At 66.9% G+C, this 16,883-nt stretch carries 16 protein-coding genes and 1 pseudogene; 9 read left to right on the top strand and 8 right to left on the bottom strand.

The genetic code is table 11. The annotated features are described in order from the left end of the window. Positions 1-3 precede the first annotated feature (3 nt). The 3 genes from AC3EDY_RS04265 to mutM all read right to left on the bottom strand — a co-directional run bounded on the left by AC3EDY_RS04265 (position 4) and on the right by mutM (position 4,640). Positions 4-1,863 carry an aspartyl protease family protein gene (locus tag AC3EDY_RS04265; protein ID WP_488571239.1) on the bottom strand — a complete coding sequence of 620 codons (1,860 nt, stop codon included), beginning with the start codon at positions 1,861-1,863 and terminating at the stop codon, positions 4-6. A 63-nt stretch (positions 1,864-1,926) separates the two neighbouring features. Continuing rightward, positions 1,927-3,759, bottom strand: a complete 1,833-nt coding sequence (locus tag AC3EDY_RS04260; RefSeq protein WP_488571238.1) for a diguanylate cyclase — start codon at positions 3,757-3,759, stop codon at positions 1,927-1,929. A gap of 68 nt (positions 3,760-3,827) precedes the next feature. Then, positions 3,828-4,640: a bifunctional DNA-formamidopyrimidine glycosylase/DNA-(apurinic or apyrimidinic site) lyase gene (mutM, locus tag AC3EDY_RS04255; protein ID WP_488571237.1), complete on the bottom strand. Its 813-nt coding sequence runs from the start codon at positions 4,638-4,640 to the stop codon at positions 3,828-3,830. A gap of 59 nt (positions 4,641-4,699) precedes the next feature. Here mutM and AC3EDY_RS04250 point away from each other — a divergent pair, with 59 nt between their 5' ends. The 7 genes from AC3EDY_RS04250 (at position 4,700) to AC3EDY_RS04220 (ending at position 12,332) form a co-directional block, all read left to right on the top strand. Next, the gene (locus AC3EDY_RS04250; RefSeq protein ID WP_488571236.1) at positions 4,700-5,437 is read left to right on the top strand and encodes a class I SAM-dependent methyltransferase; all 738 of its coding nucleotides are present in this window, start codon (positions 4,700-4,702) and stop codon (positions 5,435-5,437) included. A gap of 16 nt (positions 5,438-5,453) precedes the next feature. Further along, positions 5,454-7,070, top strand: a complete 1,617-nt coding sequence (gene ubiB / locus AC3EDY_RS04245; protein ID WP_488571235.1) for a 2-polyprenylphenol 6-hydroxylase — start codon at positions 5,454-5,456, stop codon at positions 7,068-7,070. Beyond that, entirely contained in the window at positions 7,067-8,218 is a 1,152-nt protein-coding gene (locus AC3EDY_RS04240) for an acyltransferase family protein (protein ID WP_488571234.1), read from the top strand. Before ubiB ends, AC3EDY_RS04240 begins: the two co-directional genes overlap by 4 nt. 57 nt (positions 8,219-8,275) lie before the next feature. Continuing rightward, on the top strand, positions 8,276-9,499 hold the full coding sequence (gene coaBC, locus AC3EDY_RS04235; protein WP_488571233.1) for a bifunctional phosphopantothenoylcysteine decarboxylase/phosphopantothenate--cysteine ligase CoaBC: 1,224 nt from the start codon (positions 8,276-8,278) through the stop codon (positions 9,497-9,499). Further along, positions 9,496-9,984 carry a dUTP diphosphatase gene (gene dut / locus AC3EDY_RS04230; RefSeq protein ID WP_488571232.1) on the top strand — a complete coding sequence of 163 codons (489 nt, stop codon included), beginning with the start codon at positions 9,496-9,498 and terminating at the stop codon, positions 9,982-9,984. The genes coaBC and dut overlap by 4 nt, the downstream gene beginning before the upstream one ends. Positions 9,985-9,986: 2 nt before the next feature. Continuing rightward, a complete protein-coding gene (locus AC3EDY_RS04225) occupies positions 9,987-11,126 on the top strand; it encodes an aminotransferase class I/II-fold pyridoxal phosphate-dependent enzyme (RefSeq protein ID WP_488571231.1) in 1,140 nt (379 codons plus the stop codon). A gap of 114 nt (positions 11,127-11,240) precedes the next feature. Then, positions 11,241-12,332: a helix-turn-helix transcriptional regulator gene (locus AC3EDY_RS04220; protein ID WP_488571230.1), complete on the top strand. Its 1,092-nt coding sequence runs from the start codon at positions 11,241-11,243 to the stop codon at positions 12,330-12,332. 41 nt (positions 12,333-12,373) lie between these two features. On the opposite strand, the gene AC3EDY_RS04215 is transcribed toward AC3EDY_RS04220, so the two are convergent. The 4 genes from AC3EDY_RS04215 to AC3EDY_RS04200 form a co-directional block, all read right to left on the bottom strand. Continuing rightward, positions 12,374-12,862, bottom strand: coding sequence for a GNAT family N-acetyltransferase (locus tag AC3EDY_RS04215; protein ID WP_488571229.1), 489 nt, complete (start codon positions 12,860-12,862; stop codon positions 12,374-12,376). Positions 12,863-12,953: 91 nt separating this feature from the next. Beyond that, positions 12,954-13,490: a 30S ribosomal protein S9 gene (gene rpsI / locus AC3EDY_RS04210; protein WP_488571228.1), complete on the bottom strand. Its 537-nt coding sequence runs from the start codon at positions 13,488-13,490 to the stop codon at positions 12,954-12,956. A 2-nt stretch (positions 13,491-13,492) separates the two neighbouring features. Further along, positions 13,493-13,972 carry a 50S ribosomal protein L13 gene (rplM, locus tag AC3EDY_RS04205; RefSeq protein ID WP_488571227.1) on the bottom strand — a complete coding sequence of 160 codons (480 nt, stop codon included), beginning with the start codon at positions 13,970-13,972 and terminating at the stop codon, positions 13,493-13,495. Between the two features lie 181 nt (positions 13,973-14,153). Continuing rightward, positions 14,154-15,203 (bottom strand): COX15/CtaA family protein, encoded by a 1,050-nt coding sequence (locus AC3EDY_RS04200; RefSeq protein ID WP_488571226.1) that lies wholly within the window; start codon positions 15,201-15,203, stop codon positions 14,154-14,156. Between the two features lie 122 nt (positions 15,204-15,325). On the opposite strand from AC3EDY_RS04200, the gene AC3EDY_RS04195 reads away from it, so the two are divergent. Continuing rightward, positions 15,326-15,700 carry a MerC domain-containing protein gene (locus tag AC3EDY_RS04195; protein WP_488571225.1) on the top strand — a complete coding sequence of 125 codons (375 nt, stop codon included), beginning with the start codon at positions 15,326-15,328 and terminating at the stop codon, positions 15,698-15,700. A gap of 52 nt (positions 15,701-15,752) precedes the next feature. Beyond that, on the top strand, positions 15,753-16,766 hold the full coding sequence (gene thiS, locus AC3EDY_RS04190) for a sulfur carrier protein ThiS (RefSeq protein WP_488571224.1): 1,014 nt from the start codon (positions 15,753-15,755) through the stop codon (positions 16,764-16,766). A 12-nt stretch (positions 16,767-16,778) separates the two neighbouring features. Here thiS and AC3EDY_RS04185 read toward each other — a convergent pair. After that, positions 16,779-16,883, bottom strand: a pseudogene (locus AC3EDY_RS04185) (IS630 family transposase); the annotation flags it as partial.

Here is a 16,883-nt window from a genome sequence, read left to right as displayed (position 1 = left end):
CCCTCAATCGTCGTCGCTGTCGCCATCGGCCTGGACAGTTATTGTGATCCGGTCCTGCCCTTCAGGTGCCGGCGCGACGAGGCCGTAAGGCGCATAGTATCCGTCGATCCTGGGCTGAAGCGTCCGTACAGCCATGATATCGGCCTTGCCTTGGGCCATATCGCCGCTGGCAAGGCGCGCCAGGCCCCGCACGAAAAGCGCCGCGGCCATTCTGGGCGCGTTGGCAAGGGCTGCGGTTTCGTCAGCGATCGCGGCGGCGAAGTTCTGGCGGCGGAACTGCACCAGGGCCCGCGTGTCGAGAAAGCCCGGAAGCGGGCCGCTCTTGCGAATCGCGATTTCCACGTCTCGGAGCGCGCGATCGAGATCGGCATTGGCCAGCGCGCGGTTCCAGCTGCGGGCATTGAGCAGGCGCGGATAATTGGCATCCTCGCGGTGCAGCGCGATCACCGGATCGATCAGCGCCAGCCCGCGTTCGGCCGCGCCCAGCCGCTCGTAAAGCGTCATGACGGGCATGACGTCGAGCGACCCCGTGGGAAGATGGGCGGCCGCGGCATCGGTATCGGCGCGCGCGCCGGCCTTGTCGCCCTTGGCCAGCCTGATCTGCGCACGGCGGGTCAACAGGCGGTGATCGTTCGGCGTGATTGCCAGCGCGGCGTCGATGTCGTTCGCCGCCAGGTCCAGCCGGCCCTTGCGCGTATAGGCCTGTGCCCGGTGAAGCAGCAGGTCCGCGCTGGTGGGCGCAAGCGCGATGGCGGCCGTGAAATCGGTAATGGCGCCGTCCACGTCGCCGCGCGTCAGCCGCCCGGAGGCCCGCCCCGCAATCGCGTCGGCCGTCGCGGGATCGGCGGTCTTCTCTTCCGCGCCCATGTTTTCCGCGCGGGTCGGCAGGCGGCCCAGTTCGCCTTCCATCGAGGCCGAAAAGACCGGGCCGCCGTTGTAAGTGAGATAGAGCCTGCGCTGCGGGCGGGACACGATGACATGGTGCGACAGCAGGAAGTCCATGCCCAGCACCATGTCGGTCTCGTCCTTGTCGCCGGCACTGTCGATCACGCGGATCGGGCTGTTGCGGATGTCTTCGCCGCCGATCGAGATCGTGCTGGTGCGGGCGATCCAGCTGTCGCGACGCTTGGTCCCGATGCCGCCGATCTTGACCGAGCTGACCACGTCGGGCGCGTTCAGATCGATGCCGGCCCGCTGTGCCGCCTCGCGCCAGATGATCGACGTGGTGGCGCCGGTATCGAGCAGCGCCCGCAACGCGCGCCCGTTGACCGTCACTTCGACATAGATGTGGTGATCCTCCGGCCCCTTGCCGTTCAGCAGACGCGCTTCGCCCACCGACATGCCCTTGCTCCAATAGGCCATGCTGGTGTGGTCACAGCCTTTTTCGGTGAAGATATTGACCACGCCTTTGGCCAGGTCGAACTCCGTATCCCATAAGCCCAGCAGGTTCGCCCCAAGGAAGCCGTTGCCAGGGTCGGTGCCGCCAACCACGAACTGCACGTTGCGCAAGGTCGTCCCGGCAATGGCGAATTCGCGTACTTCGGCAAGGGCCGGCGTAACGCTCCCGCCGATGCCTTTCATCATGAAACCGAAAGGCAGCGGTTTGAGGCTCAGTCCCAGCTCGGCCGCCTTGGCCTCGGACATGAAGTTGAAGAACGCGCCGCTGTCGAGCCACACACGCGACCGCTTGCCGTTGAAGCTGACCGGAACGCTGGCGCGCAGACCTTCCATCAGCACGGGAAGCCTGGCGACCACCTCGACCTTGCATTTGCCTGCCGGCTCCGCCCGCGCAGGCTGGGCCAGGATTGCCAGCGCCATGGCGATCGGGGTCATCGTCATGCAGATACGGAACGGGACGGTCATGAGCGCGGTCTGCCTTCTCGACGTGACACCAAGGTTGCCGGCCCTGCGTTTGCGCGCGACCGATCAGGCCGCCTGCGCCTGCGGATCGACAGAGACGCGGTTGCGGCCGTCGCGCTTGGCGGCATAAAGCGCGGCATCGGCCGATTTGAGCAGAGCCGCGCCGTCCCGATCCATGCCGGCTTTCCAGCTGGCCAGCCCGAACGACATCGTCACCGATCCCAAGGTCCGATCGTCGTGCCGCACGGTCAACAGGCCCACCGCCTGCCGCACTTCCTCCACGCGGGCGCGCAGTACCTCGACAGAGGTGGCGGGGGCGATGATCACGAACTCCTCCCCCCCGAAACGGCAGACCACATCGCCTTCGCGAAACCGGCGGCGCAGTTCGGCCGCCACCATCTGCAAGACCCTGTCGCCCGCATCGTGGCCGAAATCGTCGTTGAAGCGCTTGAAATGGTCGACATCGCACATCACCACGGTCAGCGGTGCGCCCGAACGCGCGGCGCGGGCCATTTCCAGCGCCAGCGTTTCTTCGAGATAGCGCCGGTTGAACAGGCCGGTCAGCGGATCGCGGATGGTCTGTTCGCGCAGGCCGCGCTGCAGGCGGTGGTTGACGAGTGCCGAGGCGATGTTTTCGCTCAGCACCGCCAGGCGAAAGCGGTTTTCGGTGCCGATCATGCCCCTGAGATAAAGCACCCCGATCACTTCGCCCCCGGCGAGCAAGGGCTCGCAGTGATAGTGATCGGCCTGCGTGCCGACATGGGCGCAGACGACGTCGGATCCTGCCTCGTCCACGAAATGGCTTTGCCCCCGGCGCAGCGCCCAGCAGTCTTCGGGCGCAAAGCCCGCGCGCGCTACGTCCAGCCCGCCCCAGGTGACCGTGGGCACCAGCAGGTTGCGTGAATTGTTGTGCACGAACAAGGCGCCGGGGATCTGCGGCAAGACGCGCGGCACGAACAGGCCGATGATCGTGGTCAGTTCATCGTCGGTGCGCGCGGCCTGCATGCGGTGGGCCATGCCGCCCAGGATCTCGATCACCTCGCCCCGTTCGCGCAGGGTATCGGCATTGTGGCTGAGCGCGGCATTGGCGGCTTTGAGACGTTCGCCAGCCTCGGCCTGGCTGGCCACCGCGCGCTGCAACTCGTCGGCCATGGCATTGTACCCGCTGGCCAGCCGCTCGAACTCGGTCGAGCCCATCTGCCCGGTGATGCGCGCCTGGCGCTGACCCGCACCCAGTTCGCCCATTACCGCCAGCATATCCCCCACAGGGCGGCCGATGCGCCGGACCAGCGATCGCGCGACCAAAGCGACCATCATAAGCGTCAGCGGCGTCCCCAGAATGACCAGCCAGCGGATCGCGCGCAGCAGGCTTTCCACCGCATCCATCCGCGCGACCGCCAGCGCGCGTTCGTCGAGCAGCAGATCGCCGACCTTGGCTTCCACCAGTTGCATCTGCGCCAGGCCGCGCCCGCTGGCGATGGAGGCCCGGGCCTGATCGAAAGCACCGTCCTGCGCCAGGCGCGCCGCCGCGCCCAGCTGGCTGGCGCGCACGTCGACCAGGCCCTGCAACTGCCGGGCGCGTTCGTGCTGCGCCGGATTATCGGCGGTAAGCGCCACGAGTTCGGCAGCATCGCACCGGGCGGTATCGAGCGCGGGCGCCACGGCGCGGGAAAAATCGGAATTGCCTGTCAGCGTGAAACCGCGCTGGCCCGACTCGGCCGTGCGCAGGCTGCTCAAGGCATGGTTGGCCGTGCGCAACACGCGCGAGGAATGGTCGAGCCAGCCGAGATTGCCGTGCATCTGCATCGTCACGGCAAGCAAGGCGCAGGCCATGACCGCGATAAGCCCCGCCAGTGCCGCACACAGCAGCACGATGCGATGAGACAACGATCCGACCAAGGCAGTGCCCCTTCCCGATACCGCCTTTTACCACATTGTGCAGTAAAGACAATTTATTCAGGTGGGCGTTACTTTTGACATTCCGGGCAAAAGAAAGTGGAGCGGCCGCCCTGCACCACCCGGGCTACCCCGTGCCCGCAGGCGCAGGGATCGCCTTCGCGGCCATAGACCCGCCAGTCCTTGGCGAAATAGCCCAGTTCGCCATCGGGCCGGGCATAGTCGCGCAGCGTGGAACCGCCGGCCGCGATCGATTCTTCCAGCACGGCGCGGATTTCCGGCACCAGCCGGCGCAGCGCGGGCAGCGAAACGGAGCCCGCCGGGCGTGCCGGATGGATGCGCGCCCGGTGCAATGCCTCGCAGACATAGATGTTGCCGAGCCCCGCGACGACGCGCTGGTCGAGCAGCATGAGCTTGATCGCCGCCACCCGCCCCTTGAAGGCCTGTGCCAGATGCGCGGCGCTCAAGTCCGGGCCCAGCGGTTCAGGCCCCAGCGCGGCAAAGGCCGGCCAGGCATCGAGCGCCGCGTCATCGACCAGATCGACCGCGCCGAAGCGGCGCGGATCGTTGAGCGCGATGACATGGCCATGCCCGGTTTCCAGTACCAGGTGATCGTGCCGGCCGATGTCGCCGGGATCGATTCGCCAGCGCCCCGACATGCCCAGGTGAAACACCATGGTGCGCACGCGATCGGTGTGGACCAGCCCGTATTTGGCGCGGCGCGAAAGACCGGTGACCCGGGCGCCGGTCAAGGCCTGGGCGAGGTCTGGCGGAAAAGGGCGCCGCAGATCGGCGCGGCGTGTGGTCACGCGGGAAATGGTCTGGCCCGCAAGAACGCTCGCCAGGCCGCGCACGGTGGTTTCAACTTCCGGCAGTTCGGGCATAGTGACGCCCTGCTATCATGCTTTGCGCCTGCGGCAATTCCTCATTAAAGCCCTGATCCATGACCAGCCCGGAAAGCGTGTCCTTCGGTTACGAGGACGTCACCCCAGAAGAAAAGACCGCCCGCGTGGGCGCCGTGTTTTCCAACGTCGCCAGGAAGTACGACGTGATGAACGATGCCATGTCGGCGGGCATGCACCGCCTGTGGAAGGATCGCTTCGTCGCCCGGGTCAAACCGCGCGCGGGCGAACAGATCCTCGACATGGCCGGCGGCACCGGCGACATCGCGTTCCGCATGGCGCGCGAAGGCGCCGCGATCACCGTGTCCGACATCAACCAGGACATGCTGGACGTGGGCATCGAGCGCGCGATGCAGCGCGGCATCGACGGCCTGGTATGGTCGTGCCAGAATGCCGAGGACCTGACATTCGGCGATCGCTTTTTCGATGCCTATACGATCGCGTTCGGCATCCGCAACGTGACGCGGATCGACCGCGCCCTGGCCGAAGCCCATCGCGTGCTCAAATTCGGCGGGCGGTTCTTCTGCCTGGAATTCTCGACGACGCAGTGGCCCGGCTTTGCCGAGCTTTATGACGCCTACTCGCACAAGCTGGTGCCGCGAATCGGCAAGGCCATTGCCGGCGACGCCGATTCCTATCGCTATCTGGTGGAATCGATCCGCCGCTTTCCCGGGATGGACGATTTCGAAGACATGATCAAAGCGGCCGGTTTCCGCCACACCAAAGTCGAGCCGATCCTGGGTGGCCTGGTCGCCATTCATTCCGGCTGGAAGGTCTGAAAGAGCGGCGATTGCCTTGACCCGTCCCGTCACCCATATCCGCCGCCTGCTTGGCTGGGGCCGCACCCTGGCACGCCATGGTGCGCTGCGCCTGCTGGAAGAAAGCCCCAACACGCCCGCGCAGGTCCGCCGGCTGTGCCGCATGGCCCGCCTGGGCACCCGCCAGCCTGTCGTGCCCGACTATGCCGGCGCTTTCCGGGCGATCGGCCCGGCCGCGATCAAGCTGGGACAGACTCTCGCCACCCGGCCCGATCTGGTGGGCGAGGAAGCCGCACGCAATCTGCTGGCCTTGCAGGACAAGCTGCCGCCCGTGGATTTCGCGTTGATCCGGCGCGAGATCGAAACCAGCTTCGAACGGCCGCTGGAAAGCCTGTTCGCACGCTTTGATCCCGAGCCGGTGGGCGCCGCCTCGATCGCGCAGGTGCATCAGGCCTGGACGATCGAAGGCCGCAAGGTGGCCGTGAAAGTGCTGCGCCCCGGCGTGCGTGAAAAGCTGGCGCGCGATATCGAAACCTATGAGTGGGCTGCTGCTCACCTCGAAGCGCTGGGCGGGGAAGCCGGCCGCCTGCGCCCCCGCCTGGTGATTGCCAATTTCAAGCGATGGACCGCGCGGGAAATCGATCTGCGGCGCGAGGCGGCCAGCGCCTCGGAACTGGCCGATGCCATGCACGCCTTTCCCGGCTATCGCGTGCCCGGCATCGACTGGGACCGCACCAACGGCCGGGTAATGACGCTCGACTGGATCGACGGGATCAAGATCAGCAATCTGGCCGCGATCGACGCGGCCGGGCACGATCGCAAGGAGATGGCGGCCCGGCTGGTGCTGGCATTCCTGACCCAGGCGATCAGCGGCGGCTATTTCCATGCCGACATGCACCAGGGCAATCTGTTCGTCGAGGCCGACGGCACGATCACCGCGATCGATTTCGGCATCATGGGGCGGATCGACCGGCAGGCGCGGCAGTGGCTGGCCGAAATTCTCTATGGCCTCACCACCGGCGATTACAAGCGCGTGGCCGAAATCCATTTCGAAGCGCGCTACGTGCCGACCTATCATTCGGTCGACGAATTCGCCACGGCCCTGCGCGCGGTGGGCGAGCCGATGCGCGGACGCCCGGTGAAGGACCTTTCGGTGGGGCAGATGCTCGACGGGCTGTTTGCCATTACCCGCGATTTCGACATGCAGACCCAGCCGCATCTGCTGCTGCTGCAAAAGACGATGGTGATGGTCGAAGGGATCGCGCGGCAGCTCGATCCCGATATCAACATGTGGGAAACGGCGGCGCCGTTCGTGCGCAACTGGATCCGCGACGAGCTGGGACCGGAAGCCGCCATCGCCCAGCGCCTGCAGGACGATGCCGCCACGCTGCTGCGCGTGCCCGCGCTGATCCGCCGGATCGAGGAACGCTTTCCGCCCAAGGGTGGCGCGCCCGAAGCGCCGCCTCTGCCGCACGTGGACCTGATGTGGGAGCGCAAACGCCGCGATCCGGCCGCACGTGACGCCGGCTGGGGCGGGCTGCTGATCGCCGCGGCACTTGGCGCAGCCGCCGTGCTGGGCATCCAGGCGCTGGGCATCCAGGCGCTGGGCGATCATCGCCCTCCGCCCGATCGCGACTGGCCCCGCCATCCGTGAACCAGCCCGCCCGTCCTGCTCCGCGCCCCGGCCTGCGGCTGGCCAAGCGCCATTTCAACGCGCTTGATCTTTCGCGCGTCGCCGCCGCGTTTTTCGTGCTGTTCTGGCATTACCAGCACTTCTTCGTGCCGCCGGTCGGCTATGGCTTTCAGGTTGACCGCGCGGCGGTCCTCCCGCTCTATCGTCCGCTGCGCTGGCTGTTCGATTACGGACACATGGCGGTCCAGTATTTCTGGGCGGTTTCGGGCTTCGTCTTTGCCCATGTCTATCTGGCCGACACCACGGCTATGCGCCGTTTCTGGCTTGCGCGGGTGGCGCGGCTATGGCCGCTGCATCTGTTGACGCTGGTGATCGTCGCGGGCCTGCAGGCCACCTATACCCGCATCAACGGCACGGCGTTCATCTATCATCAGCAGGACTTGAAGCATTTCCTGCTGTCGATACCGCTGGCGCACTATTGGGGCTGGCAGCGCAACCAGTCGTTCAACGGGCCGAGCTGGTCGCTTTCCACCGAAATCCTTGCTTATGCCGCGTTCTGGGTGCTGCTGCCGGCACTGCGCCGTGCGCCCCTGCTGGTTGCCCTGCCGGTGGCCGTGGGCGTGTTGCGCCTGTTCTTCCTGGGCTGGCCCAACGAACCGGTGCTGACCTGCATCGGCTATTTCTTCCTGGGCGTGGCGATCTATGCCGCCGCGCTCAAGGGCTGGATGCCGCTGCCGGTGCTGGTGGGCGGCGCGTTGGCCTGCGCCTTGGCGGGGTGGCTGCTTACCACGCGCTATCATGCCGAAGATGCCACGATCCTGGCCGGCACCTTTGCCGTGTTCCTTGCCGCGCTGGCGGTGGACATGGCCGACAGGGCCAATGCCCTGGCGTTCGGCCGGCAATGGGGGGAGGCGTCCTATGGCATCTATCTGTGGCATTTTCCCATGCAGGTGGCGCTGGTCCTGCTGATCGATGCCACGCTCGGCAGCCGCGCCATCGCGCGCGAACCGGCGTTCCTGATCTTCTTCCTGGCAGCGGCCGTGGCTGCCGGCTTTGCTTCGCATCGTTGGATCGAGCGCCCGGCGCAACGCGCCATCCTGCGCCTGGCCGCGCGCATCGGAGCCGGCCTGCGCGCCGCGCCGGAGGAACGATCCGATCGCGCTTTCTGACAACGACCGATACGAGAACTTGCGCCCGTCCCGCCAAGGCGGCACAACCTGCGGATCATGCAAGCCCAGCGCATTCTCCTTATCGTCGGCGGCGGCATCGCTGCCTACAAGGCCTGCGAGCTGATCCGCCTGATCCGCAAGGGCGGGGGCGATGTCACCTGCGTTCTCACCGAAGGCGGCGCCCATTTCGTGACGGCGATGACTCTTGCCGCGCTCAGCGAAAATCCCGTGCATACCACGCTGTGGGATCTGAAAAACGAGGTGGAAATGGGCCATATCCAGCTGTCCCGCCAGGCCGACCTGGTGGTCGTGTGCCCGGCCACGGCCGATCTGCTGGCGCGCATGGCCGCCGGCATTGCCGATGATCTGGCAACCACGCTGCTGCTGGCGACGGACAAGCCGGTCATCGCCGTTCCCGCGATGAACGTGCGGATGTGGCAGCACGCGGCAACGGTGCGCAATGTCGCCAGCCTGCGCGCCTCGGGCGTTACCGTGCTGGAGCCCGACGCGGGGCCGATGGCCTGCGGCGAATTCGGCCCCGGGCGCCTGCCCGAACCCGCGGCGATCTGGGCCGCCATCCAGCCGCACGGTACCGCCGCCGCGCCAAAGATGCGGGTGCCGGGCGCGCTGGCGGGGCGCCATGTCCTCATCACCGCGGGGCCCACCCACGAACCGATCGATCCGGTGCGCTATATCGCCAATCGGTCCAGCGGCCGTCAGGGCTTTGCCATTGCCGCAGCTGCGGCCCGGGCCGGCGCGCGGGTGACGCTGGTGGCCGGGCCGGTGGCGCTGGCCACCCCGCCCGGCGTCACGCGGGTGGACGTGGAAACCGCGCGCCAGATGGCAGCGGCCGTAGACGCTGCCTTGCCGGCCGATGTCGCCGTGATGGTGGCGGCCGTGGCCGACTGGCGCACGGCCGACGCACCGGAGCACAAGCTCAAGAAGGATGGCAGCGGCACGCCGCCGGCGCTGGCTCTGGTGGAAAATCCCGATATTCTCGCCGGGCTGTGCCGCGACCCGCGCCGCCCGGCGCTGGTCGTCGGCTTTGCCGCGGAAACCGATGACGTGATCGCCCATGCCACGGCCAAGCGCGCGCGCAAAGGGGCGGACTGGATCGTCGCCAACGACGTTTCGGGCGATGTCATGGGCGGGGCCGCCAATACCGTGCACATCATCGATGCCGCTGGCGTGGAAAGCCTGCCCGAGTTGCCCAAGGACCAGGTGGCAGAAGCCCTTGTCGCCCGCATCGCGCAAACGCTTGCCAGGGAAACCACAGCATGACCGGCCATCCCACGCCCTACCACGCCGCCCCGGTGCCGATCCTGTTCAAGCGCCTGCCGCACGGCCAGGGCCTGCCTCTGCCCGCCTATGCCACCGACGGGGCCGCGGGCATGGACGTGGTTGCGGCCGAAGACCTGGACCTGGCGCCCGGTGCGCGCCATGCCGTCGCCACCGGCCTGGCGCTGGCCATTCCGCCGGGTTTCGAAATCCAGGTGCGGCCGCGCTCGGGCCTGGCGCTCAAGCACGGGATTTCGGTGCCCAATGCGCCCGGCACGATCGACAGCGACTATCGCGGCGAACTGAAAGTCATCCTGATCAACCATGGCGCCGACAGCTTTTCGATCCGCCGCGGCGACCGCGTGGCGCAGCTGGTGATTGCACCGGTGGTGCGCGGCAGCTGGCTGGAAGTCGACGCGCTGGACGACACCGCACGCGGGCAAGGGGGGTTTGGCTCGACCGGCGGCGTTGTTGCCCTCGGCAACTGATCATGCCCATGAACCTGCCCGATTTCCGCCTCGAAACCTATTTCTCGCACTGGGAATTCGCGGCGCGCCATCACCTCACCGCGTCCGACGCGCAAAGCATGACGGTGCGGGCGCTGCTCGACATGGCCGACCCCGCCGATGCCGCCGCGTTCGACACGCACTGGCTGGGCTATACGCAAACGTTCGGGGCGCCCGTCCTGCGCGCCGAAATCGCCCGGACTTATGATGCCATGGCGCCGGACAACGTGCTGTGCTTTGCCGGTGCGGAAGAAGGCATCTATGTGGCCAACCACGTGCTGCTGGGGGCAGACGATCATGCCATCGTGATCACGCCCAACTACCAGGCGGCCGAAGCCGTGCCGCTGTCGCTCTGTGCGGTTACCGGCGTGCCGCTCGATCCCGCCAATGGCTGGCGCCTCGATCTCGATCGCATTGCCGATGCCCTGCGCCCCAACACGCGGCTGATTTCGATCAACTTCCCGCACAATCCCACTGGCTGCATCCCCGATCGCGCCACGCTCGACGGGTTGGTGGCCCTGTGCCGCCGACACGGCATCTGGCTGTTCAGCGACGAGGTCTATCGTCTGCTTGGCCCCGATCCGGCACGGCACCTGCCGCAAGTCGCGGATATCTATGAACGCGGGGTTTCGCTCAACGTGCTGTCCAAGGCCTATGGTTTGCCTGGCCTGCGCATCGGCTGGATCGCCTGCCAGGACGCCGATCTGCTCGCGCGCATGGAGCGGATGAAGCATTACCTGTCAATCTGCAATGCAGCGCCGAGCGAGGCTCTGGCCGTGATCGCCCTGCGCGCCGGCGATCGCATCGTGGCCCGCAACAATGCGCTGGTGCGCGCCAATCTTGCCGTGCTCGATGCCTTCTTTGCCGATTACCCCCACCTGTTCACATGGACGCGCCCGGACGGGGGCTGCGTCGGCTATCCGCGCTGGCACGGGCCGGGCACCGTCGATGCGTTCTGCGAGGATCTGGTGACGAAGGCCGGCGTGCTGCTGCTGCCTTCGGGCATCTATCGTTCCGCGCTGGGGCCGGTGCCGACCGACCGTTTCCGCATCGGCTTCGGCCGTGCCGACGTCCCCGCCGGCATTGCCGCGTTCCGCACCTATCTGGATGAACGCGGTTTCTGAACCGATCGGCCAGGATGGCGCAAAACTGGACGGCCTCCGCCACGCATCCCCTGTTCGATTTCCAAGAACTGCGATAGGCCGTTCCCGGGGAGCGACAGGTGGGGCGCACCAGGCATGTTCGACGCGGGATTGATCGGGGGTATCTATGAAGCGGCGGCTCTGCCCGAACGCTGGCCCGTGGTCTTGCAGGACCTGGCCGAGCGCGTGGGCGCCCTGGGCAGCAATCTGATCCGGTTCGGGCCGGAAGGCGTGGCGATCGTCTCAACCGAAAGCGTGCGCCGCCTGACCGACGAATTTGAACAGCGCGGCTATCAGGCACAGAACACCCGCATCGACCGGCTCTTGGAACGCTGCGACTATCCCGGATTCCTGACCGACAGTGACATGCACAGTGCGCATGAGTTGGCGACATTGCCGATCTACCGCGAGTTTCTCGTGCCCCATGGTGCCGACGCGGGCGCGGCCACGGTGATCCAGGGGGCGGGCGACGACGGGCTGATCCTGGCGATCGAGGGCTTTTCCGGGCATGCCGCCTCGCGCGCGGCGGCGCGCCAGCTCGATACACTGCGCCCGCATCTGGCGCGCGCCCTGGCCTTGAGCGCGCAATTGCGCATGCAGCGCGTGATGGCCGCGGTCAGCGCGCTGGAACTGATCAGCGTGGCGGCGGCGGTGATCGATCCGGCAGGGCGGATCGAAGCGATGAACGGCCTGCTGGCCAAGGCCATGGATCGCATCGTGACGCAACGCGCGGGCCTGTTGCGCGCGGTGGATGCCCGGTGCGACGTGCTGCTGCGCCAGGCACTGGCCCGCTTGCGCCACGATGGCAGCGGCTGCTCGCTGCCTTTGCGCGATGCCACCGGCGCCGCGCTCCATGCCCTGCATATCGTGCCCATGCGGGGCCTGGCGCGCGATGCCTTTGCCAGCGCCGGGGCCGTGGCGATCCTTGCGGGGGCGGGAAATCCCAGCCTGCCCGGTGCCGATCTGATCCGCGCACTGTTCGATCTGACCCCGGCCGAAGCCCGCGTCGCGCGGGCCGTGGCGCAGGGGCTGTCACCGGCCGAAATCGCCGCGCGCCACAGCGCTTCCCCGGCCACGGTGCGCACGCAGCTCAAGCATATCTTTGCCAAGACCGGCGTGACGCGCCAGACCGAACTTGTGGTCCTGCTCGCCTCGCTGGGCGGCGGGGCGGCTCTGCCGCCTGCCTGAGAGCGCTTGGCCCCGGGGGGAAAAGCTGCTTTGATCGCCGGCTAGAGATCAAGCCGGAAATAGGCGCTGTCGCACCATCCGATATGCGTCTGCATCGTATCCCGCGCAAATCCGGCATGTGTGAAACCGCATTTTTCCAGCAGCTTGCGCGATCGATGATTGCGGGGGTCGATATCGGCCAGCAGATGATCGCACGCGCGCGCTTCTTTCATGTGCGCGATGAAGCCGCGCAGCGCCTCTTCCGCGATGCCCTGCCCCCAGTATGCGCGGTTCAAGGCAAAGCCGATTTCGGGCACTTTCCAGCAGCCCAGCTTGCCGACGATCCGGCCATCGTATTCGATGAAATAATCGAACCGACTGCCGGCCGGATCATCGAGGATCGGCTGAAGCCAGGCCGCCGTTTCCGCAAGGCTGCGATGCGCCGCCGCTGACCAGTAGGTCAGCGCGTCTTCGTCGCAGAAAATGCGGTGAATGTCTGCCACATCCGCAGCGCGGGCGTGGCGAAGCGCGAGGCGTTGGGTAACGATCATATCTGCACCCTGGCACACCCCCGCGTCTGTGACAGAAAAAGGGGCCGCCTTTCGGGCAGCCCCTTTTCCACGAACGTTCGGCCAGTCGCGCTTAGCGCTTGGAGAACTGGAAGCTGCGGCGGGCCTTGGCGCGTCCATACTTCTTGCGCTCCACCACGCGGCTGTCGCGGGTGAGGAAGCCGGCGGCCTTCACCGCGCCGCGCAGGGCGGGTTCGAATTTCGAAAGCGCCTGGGCGATGCCGTGCTTCACGGCGCCGGCCTGGCCCGACAGACCGCCACCCTTGACCGTGGCGACAATGTCGTACTGGCCTTCGCGGCCGGCCACCTGGAACGGCTGGTTGATCACCAGGCGCAGGGTCGGGCGGGCGAAGTACACTTCCTGATCGCGGCCGTTGACCACGATCTTGCCGCTGCCGGGCTTGAGCCACACGCGAGCGACGGCGTCCTTGCGGCGGCCGGTGGCATAGGCGCGGCCATAAGCATCGACTTCGCGATCGCGCAGCGGGGCCGGCGGAGCGGCAGGGGCAACCGGCGCATCGCCTTCAACGGCGGGTGCAGCGGCAGCGGGAGCGGCGGACGTCAGGCTCTTGAGGTCGGCCAGGCTCGAGACGGTGTCGTTATCGGCCATGATCAGGCACCCACCTTGTTCTTGCGGTTCATCGAGGCGACGTCGAGCGCCACCGGCTGAGTGCCACCGTGCGGATGCTCGGTGCCGGCATAGAGATGCAGGGCGCGCATCTGGGCGCGACCGAGCGGACCGCGCGGGATCATGCGCTCGACCGCCTTTTCCAGCACGCGTTCGGGGAAGCGACCGCCCAGAACCTTGTCTGCGGTCACTTCCTTGATGCCGCCGGCATAGCCGGTGTGCTTGTAATAGGTCTTGGCCTTGAGCTTGTTGCCGGTGAGGCGCACCTTGTCGGCATTGATCACGACAACGTGATCGCCACAATCGACGTGGGGGGTGAAGCTGGGCTTGTGCTTGCCGCGCAGATGGTTGGCGATGACGACGGCCAGACGGCCGACCACCAGGCCTTCGGCATCGATCAGATGCCATTTCTTTTCCACCTCGGCCGGCTTGATCGACCGGGTGACCTTGCTGAGAGCCTTCATGGCTGGTTCGGTTCCCTGATGATGGGTTTACCCCATCACGCGCCGACGTGGCGCAAAACGGGGTGAAGAACCGCGCCTTTGTTGCAAATCACCCCGAGAGTCAAGCAAACCGCGCCTTTGCGGAGAGGTAAAATGATACCGCTCTATCTCGTGAGGCGCATTGCGGGTCCGTTCGCGTTCGTCAGGCGGCCTGGCCCCGGCGGCCCAGGGCATGGGCGCCCCATACCGTACAGATCAGCAGAACCGCGCCGCCCAGTTGGTGCAGCACGGCCAGCCAGAGCGACACGCCGCTATAGACCGTGGCGATGCCCAGCAGAATCTGCGTGCCGAAAGCGGCATGGATGGCAATCGAAACGGGCCGTTGCCCGGCGCGGCGCAGCGTGCGCGCCATGACCACCAGAACCGCGGCCACTGCCCAGGCCCACCAGCGGTGCAGGAAATGCACGAGATAGGGATCGCTGGTCAGCGTGGCCATGGCGCCCCGCGCCCAGGCGACGCCTTCGGGATAGAAGCTGCCCTGCATCAGTGGCCAGGCATCCCATGAAAACCAGCCTGCCCCGGCCACGACCCCGGCGCGAAGCCCCGCCAGGAAAGCGCCATAGACCAGTTGCAGCGCCAGCATGGCAAGGGCCAGGGCGCCGAGGCCGGTCAGGCGCGCACGAGCCTGCCCCCGGGACAGCGCACGCAGATCCAGCATGGTCCACACGATCCCGGCCAGCGTGAACAGCGCCACGGCCAGATGCGTGGCCAGGCGATAGTGGCTTACTTTCACGTCGTGGACGATACCGGATTTGACCATCCACCATCCCACCGCACCCTGCAAGGCGCCCAGCGCCAGAAGCGCCAGCAGGCGCGGCTTGTATCCGGCGGGGATCTGCCCGCGCAGCCAGAACCAGGCGAGCGGCGCCGCAAAGGCCACGCCGATCGTGCGGGCCAGCAGGCGGTGAACCCATTCCCAGAAGAAGATGAACTTGTACGTCGCCAGCGTCATCCCCGCCGGGCCGTTGACCAGGGTATATTGCGGCGTCTGGCGATAGGCATCGAACTGCGCCTGCCATTGGGCCTGCGTCAACGGCGGCAGCGTTCCCGAAACGACGTTCCATTCGGTAATCGAAACGCCCGATTCGGTCAGCCGGGTAATGCCGCCCACCACCACGATCGCCACGATCATGACCGCCACGACCATCAACCAGCGGACAAGTGCGCGCGGAGCAGGTTTGAGTGCCGTCATGCCCCGGCCTCATGCGTCCACGCGGGCGGCGGTGCAAGTGGCAATTGGAGCGGACGGCCTTGAGGGGCATACCGGCGCAAAGCGCTTGAACGATGTTACAACGTTACATATATGCCGGACCCATGAACCAGGCCCTTCTTCTCCTGCGCAGCCGGCTCGACCGTTTCGGCGTGCTGCTATCGGGTCTGTGCATGATCCATTGCCTGGCCGGGCTTTTCCTGGTCGGCATTTTGGGTTTGGGGGGCGGCGTGCTGCTCGATCCCGCAGTGCATCGTATCGGTCTGGTCCTGGCAATCGCGGTGGGCGCGGCAACGATCGGGCTGGGCGCGCTGCGCCATGGCCATCGCCTGCCGCTGGGGCTGGGCGCTGCCGGGCTGGCGCTGATGAGCGCGGCGGTGCTGGTGGACCATGGCCCGGCCGAATCGGTACTGACGATCGGCGGCGTGCTGATGGTCGCCACCGCGCATGTCGTCAACATCCGCCGCAACGCCTGCTGAAGCCTTGCGCTGAAGTCTTGCATGGCGCGCCTCCCGCGTTAAAGCACGGGCCATGGCCACCAACCTGCATACGCCGCCCACCCTTGCGATAACGCTCAATGGCGAGCCGCGCCGCGTCGCGCCTGGCACCATTGCCGATCTGGTGCGCGCGCTGGAACTCGATCCCGCGAAAGTCGCGGTGGAACGCAATGGCGATATCGTGCCGCGCTCCACCTTGGGCACCATAGCACTGGGCGAGGGAGACGTGCTGGAGATCGTCCATTTCGTCGGCGGCGGAGAAGCCGACGTGGCCGCGGGCGACGACACCTGGACGGTTGCCGGCCGCACGTTCCGTTCGCGCCTGATCGTGGGCACGGGCAAGTACAAGGACTTTGCCCAGAATGCCGCCGCCCTTGCCGCATCGGGCGCGGAAATCGTGACGGTGGCCGTGCGCCGGGTGAACGTGTCGGACCCCAAGGCGCCGATGCTGACCGACTACATCGATCCCCGGAAAGTCACCTACCTGCCCAACACCGCCGGCTGCTTCACGGCCGAAGAGGCCATTCGCACGCTGCGCCTGGCGCGAGAGGCGGGCGGCTGGGACCTGGTCAAGCTGGAAGTTCTGGGCGAAGCGCGCACGCTCTATCCCGACATGCGCGAGACCCTGCGCGCCACCGAAGTGCTGGCACGCGAGGGCTTTTTGCCGATGGTCTATTGCGCCGACGATCCGATCGCCGCGCGGCAGCTTGAAGAAGCCGGCGCCGTGGCGATCATGCCGCTGGGCGCGCCGATCGGTTCGGGCCTGGGCATCCAGAACAAGGTGATGATCCGCCTGATCGTGGAAGGCGCAAAGGTGCCGGTGCTGGTCGATGCCGGCGTGGGCACGGCGAGCGATGCCGCCGTCGCCATGGAATTGGGCTGCGACGGGGTGCTGATGAACACCGCCATTGCCGAAGCGAAAGACCCGATCCGCATGGCCCGGGCGATGAAAGCGGCGGTGGAAGCCGGGCGCGATGCCTATCTGGCCGGGCGCATGGCCACGCGCCGCTATGCCGATCCGTCGAGCCCATTGGCTGGCCTGATCTAGAGCAGATTCCGATCACTCTGGCTCATAACCTGCTGCGATAAAGTAATTTGTGCATTCGTGGGGTGTGAAGCGTGGCAGCGCATCGCGAATGGCATCCCAGAGTTCGGGGACAGTCCG

This window comes from Novosphingobium sp. DS6-6, assembly GCF_057784975.1.
This window is presented reverse-complemented; position numbering and strand designations above follow the sequence as displayed.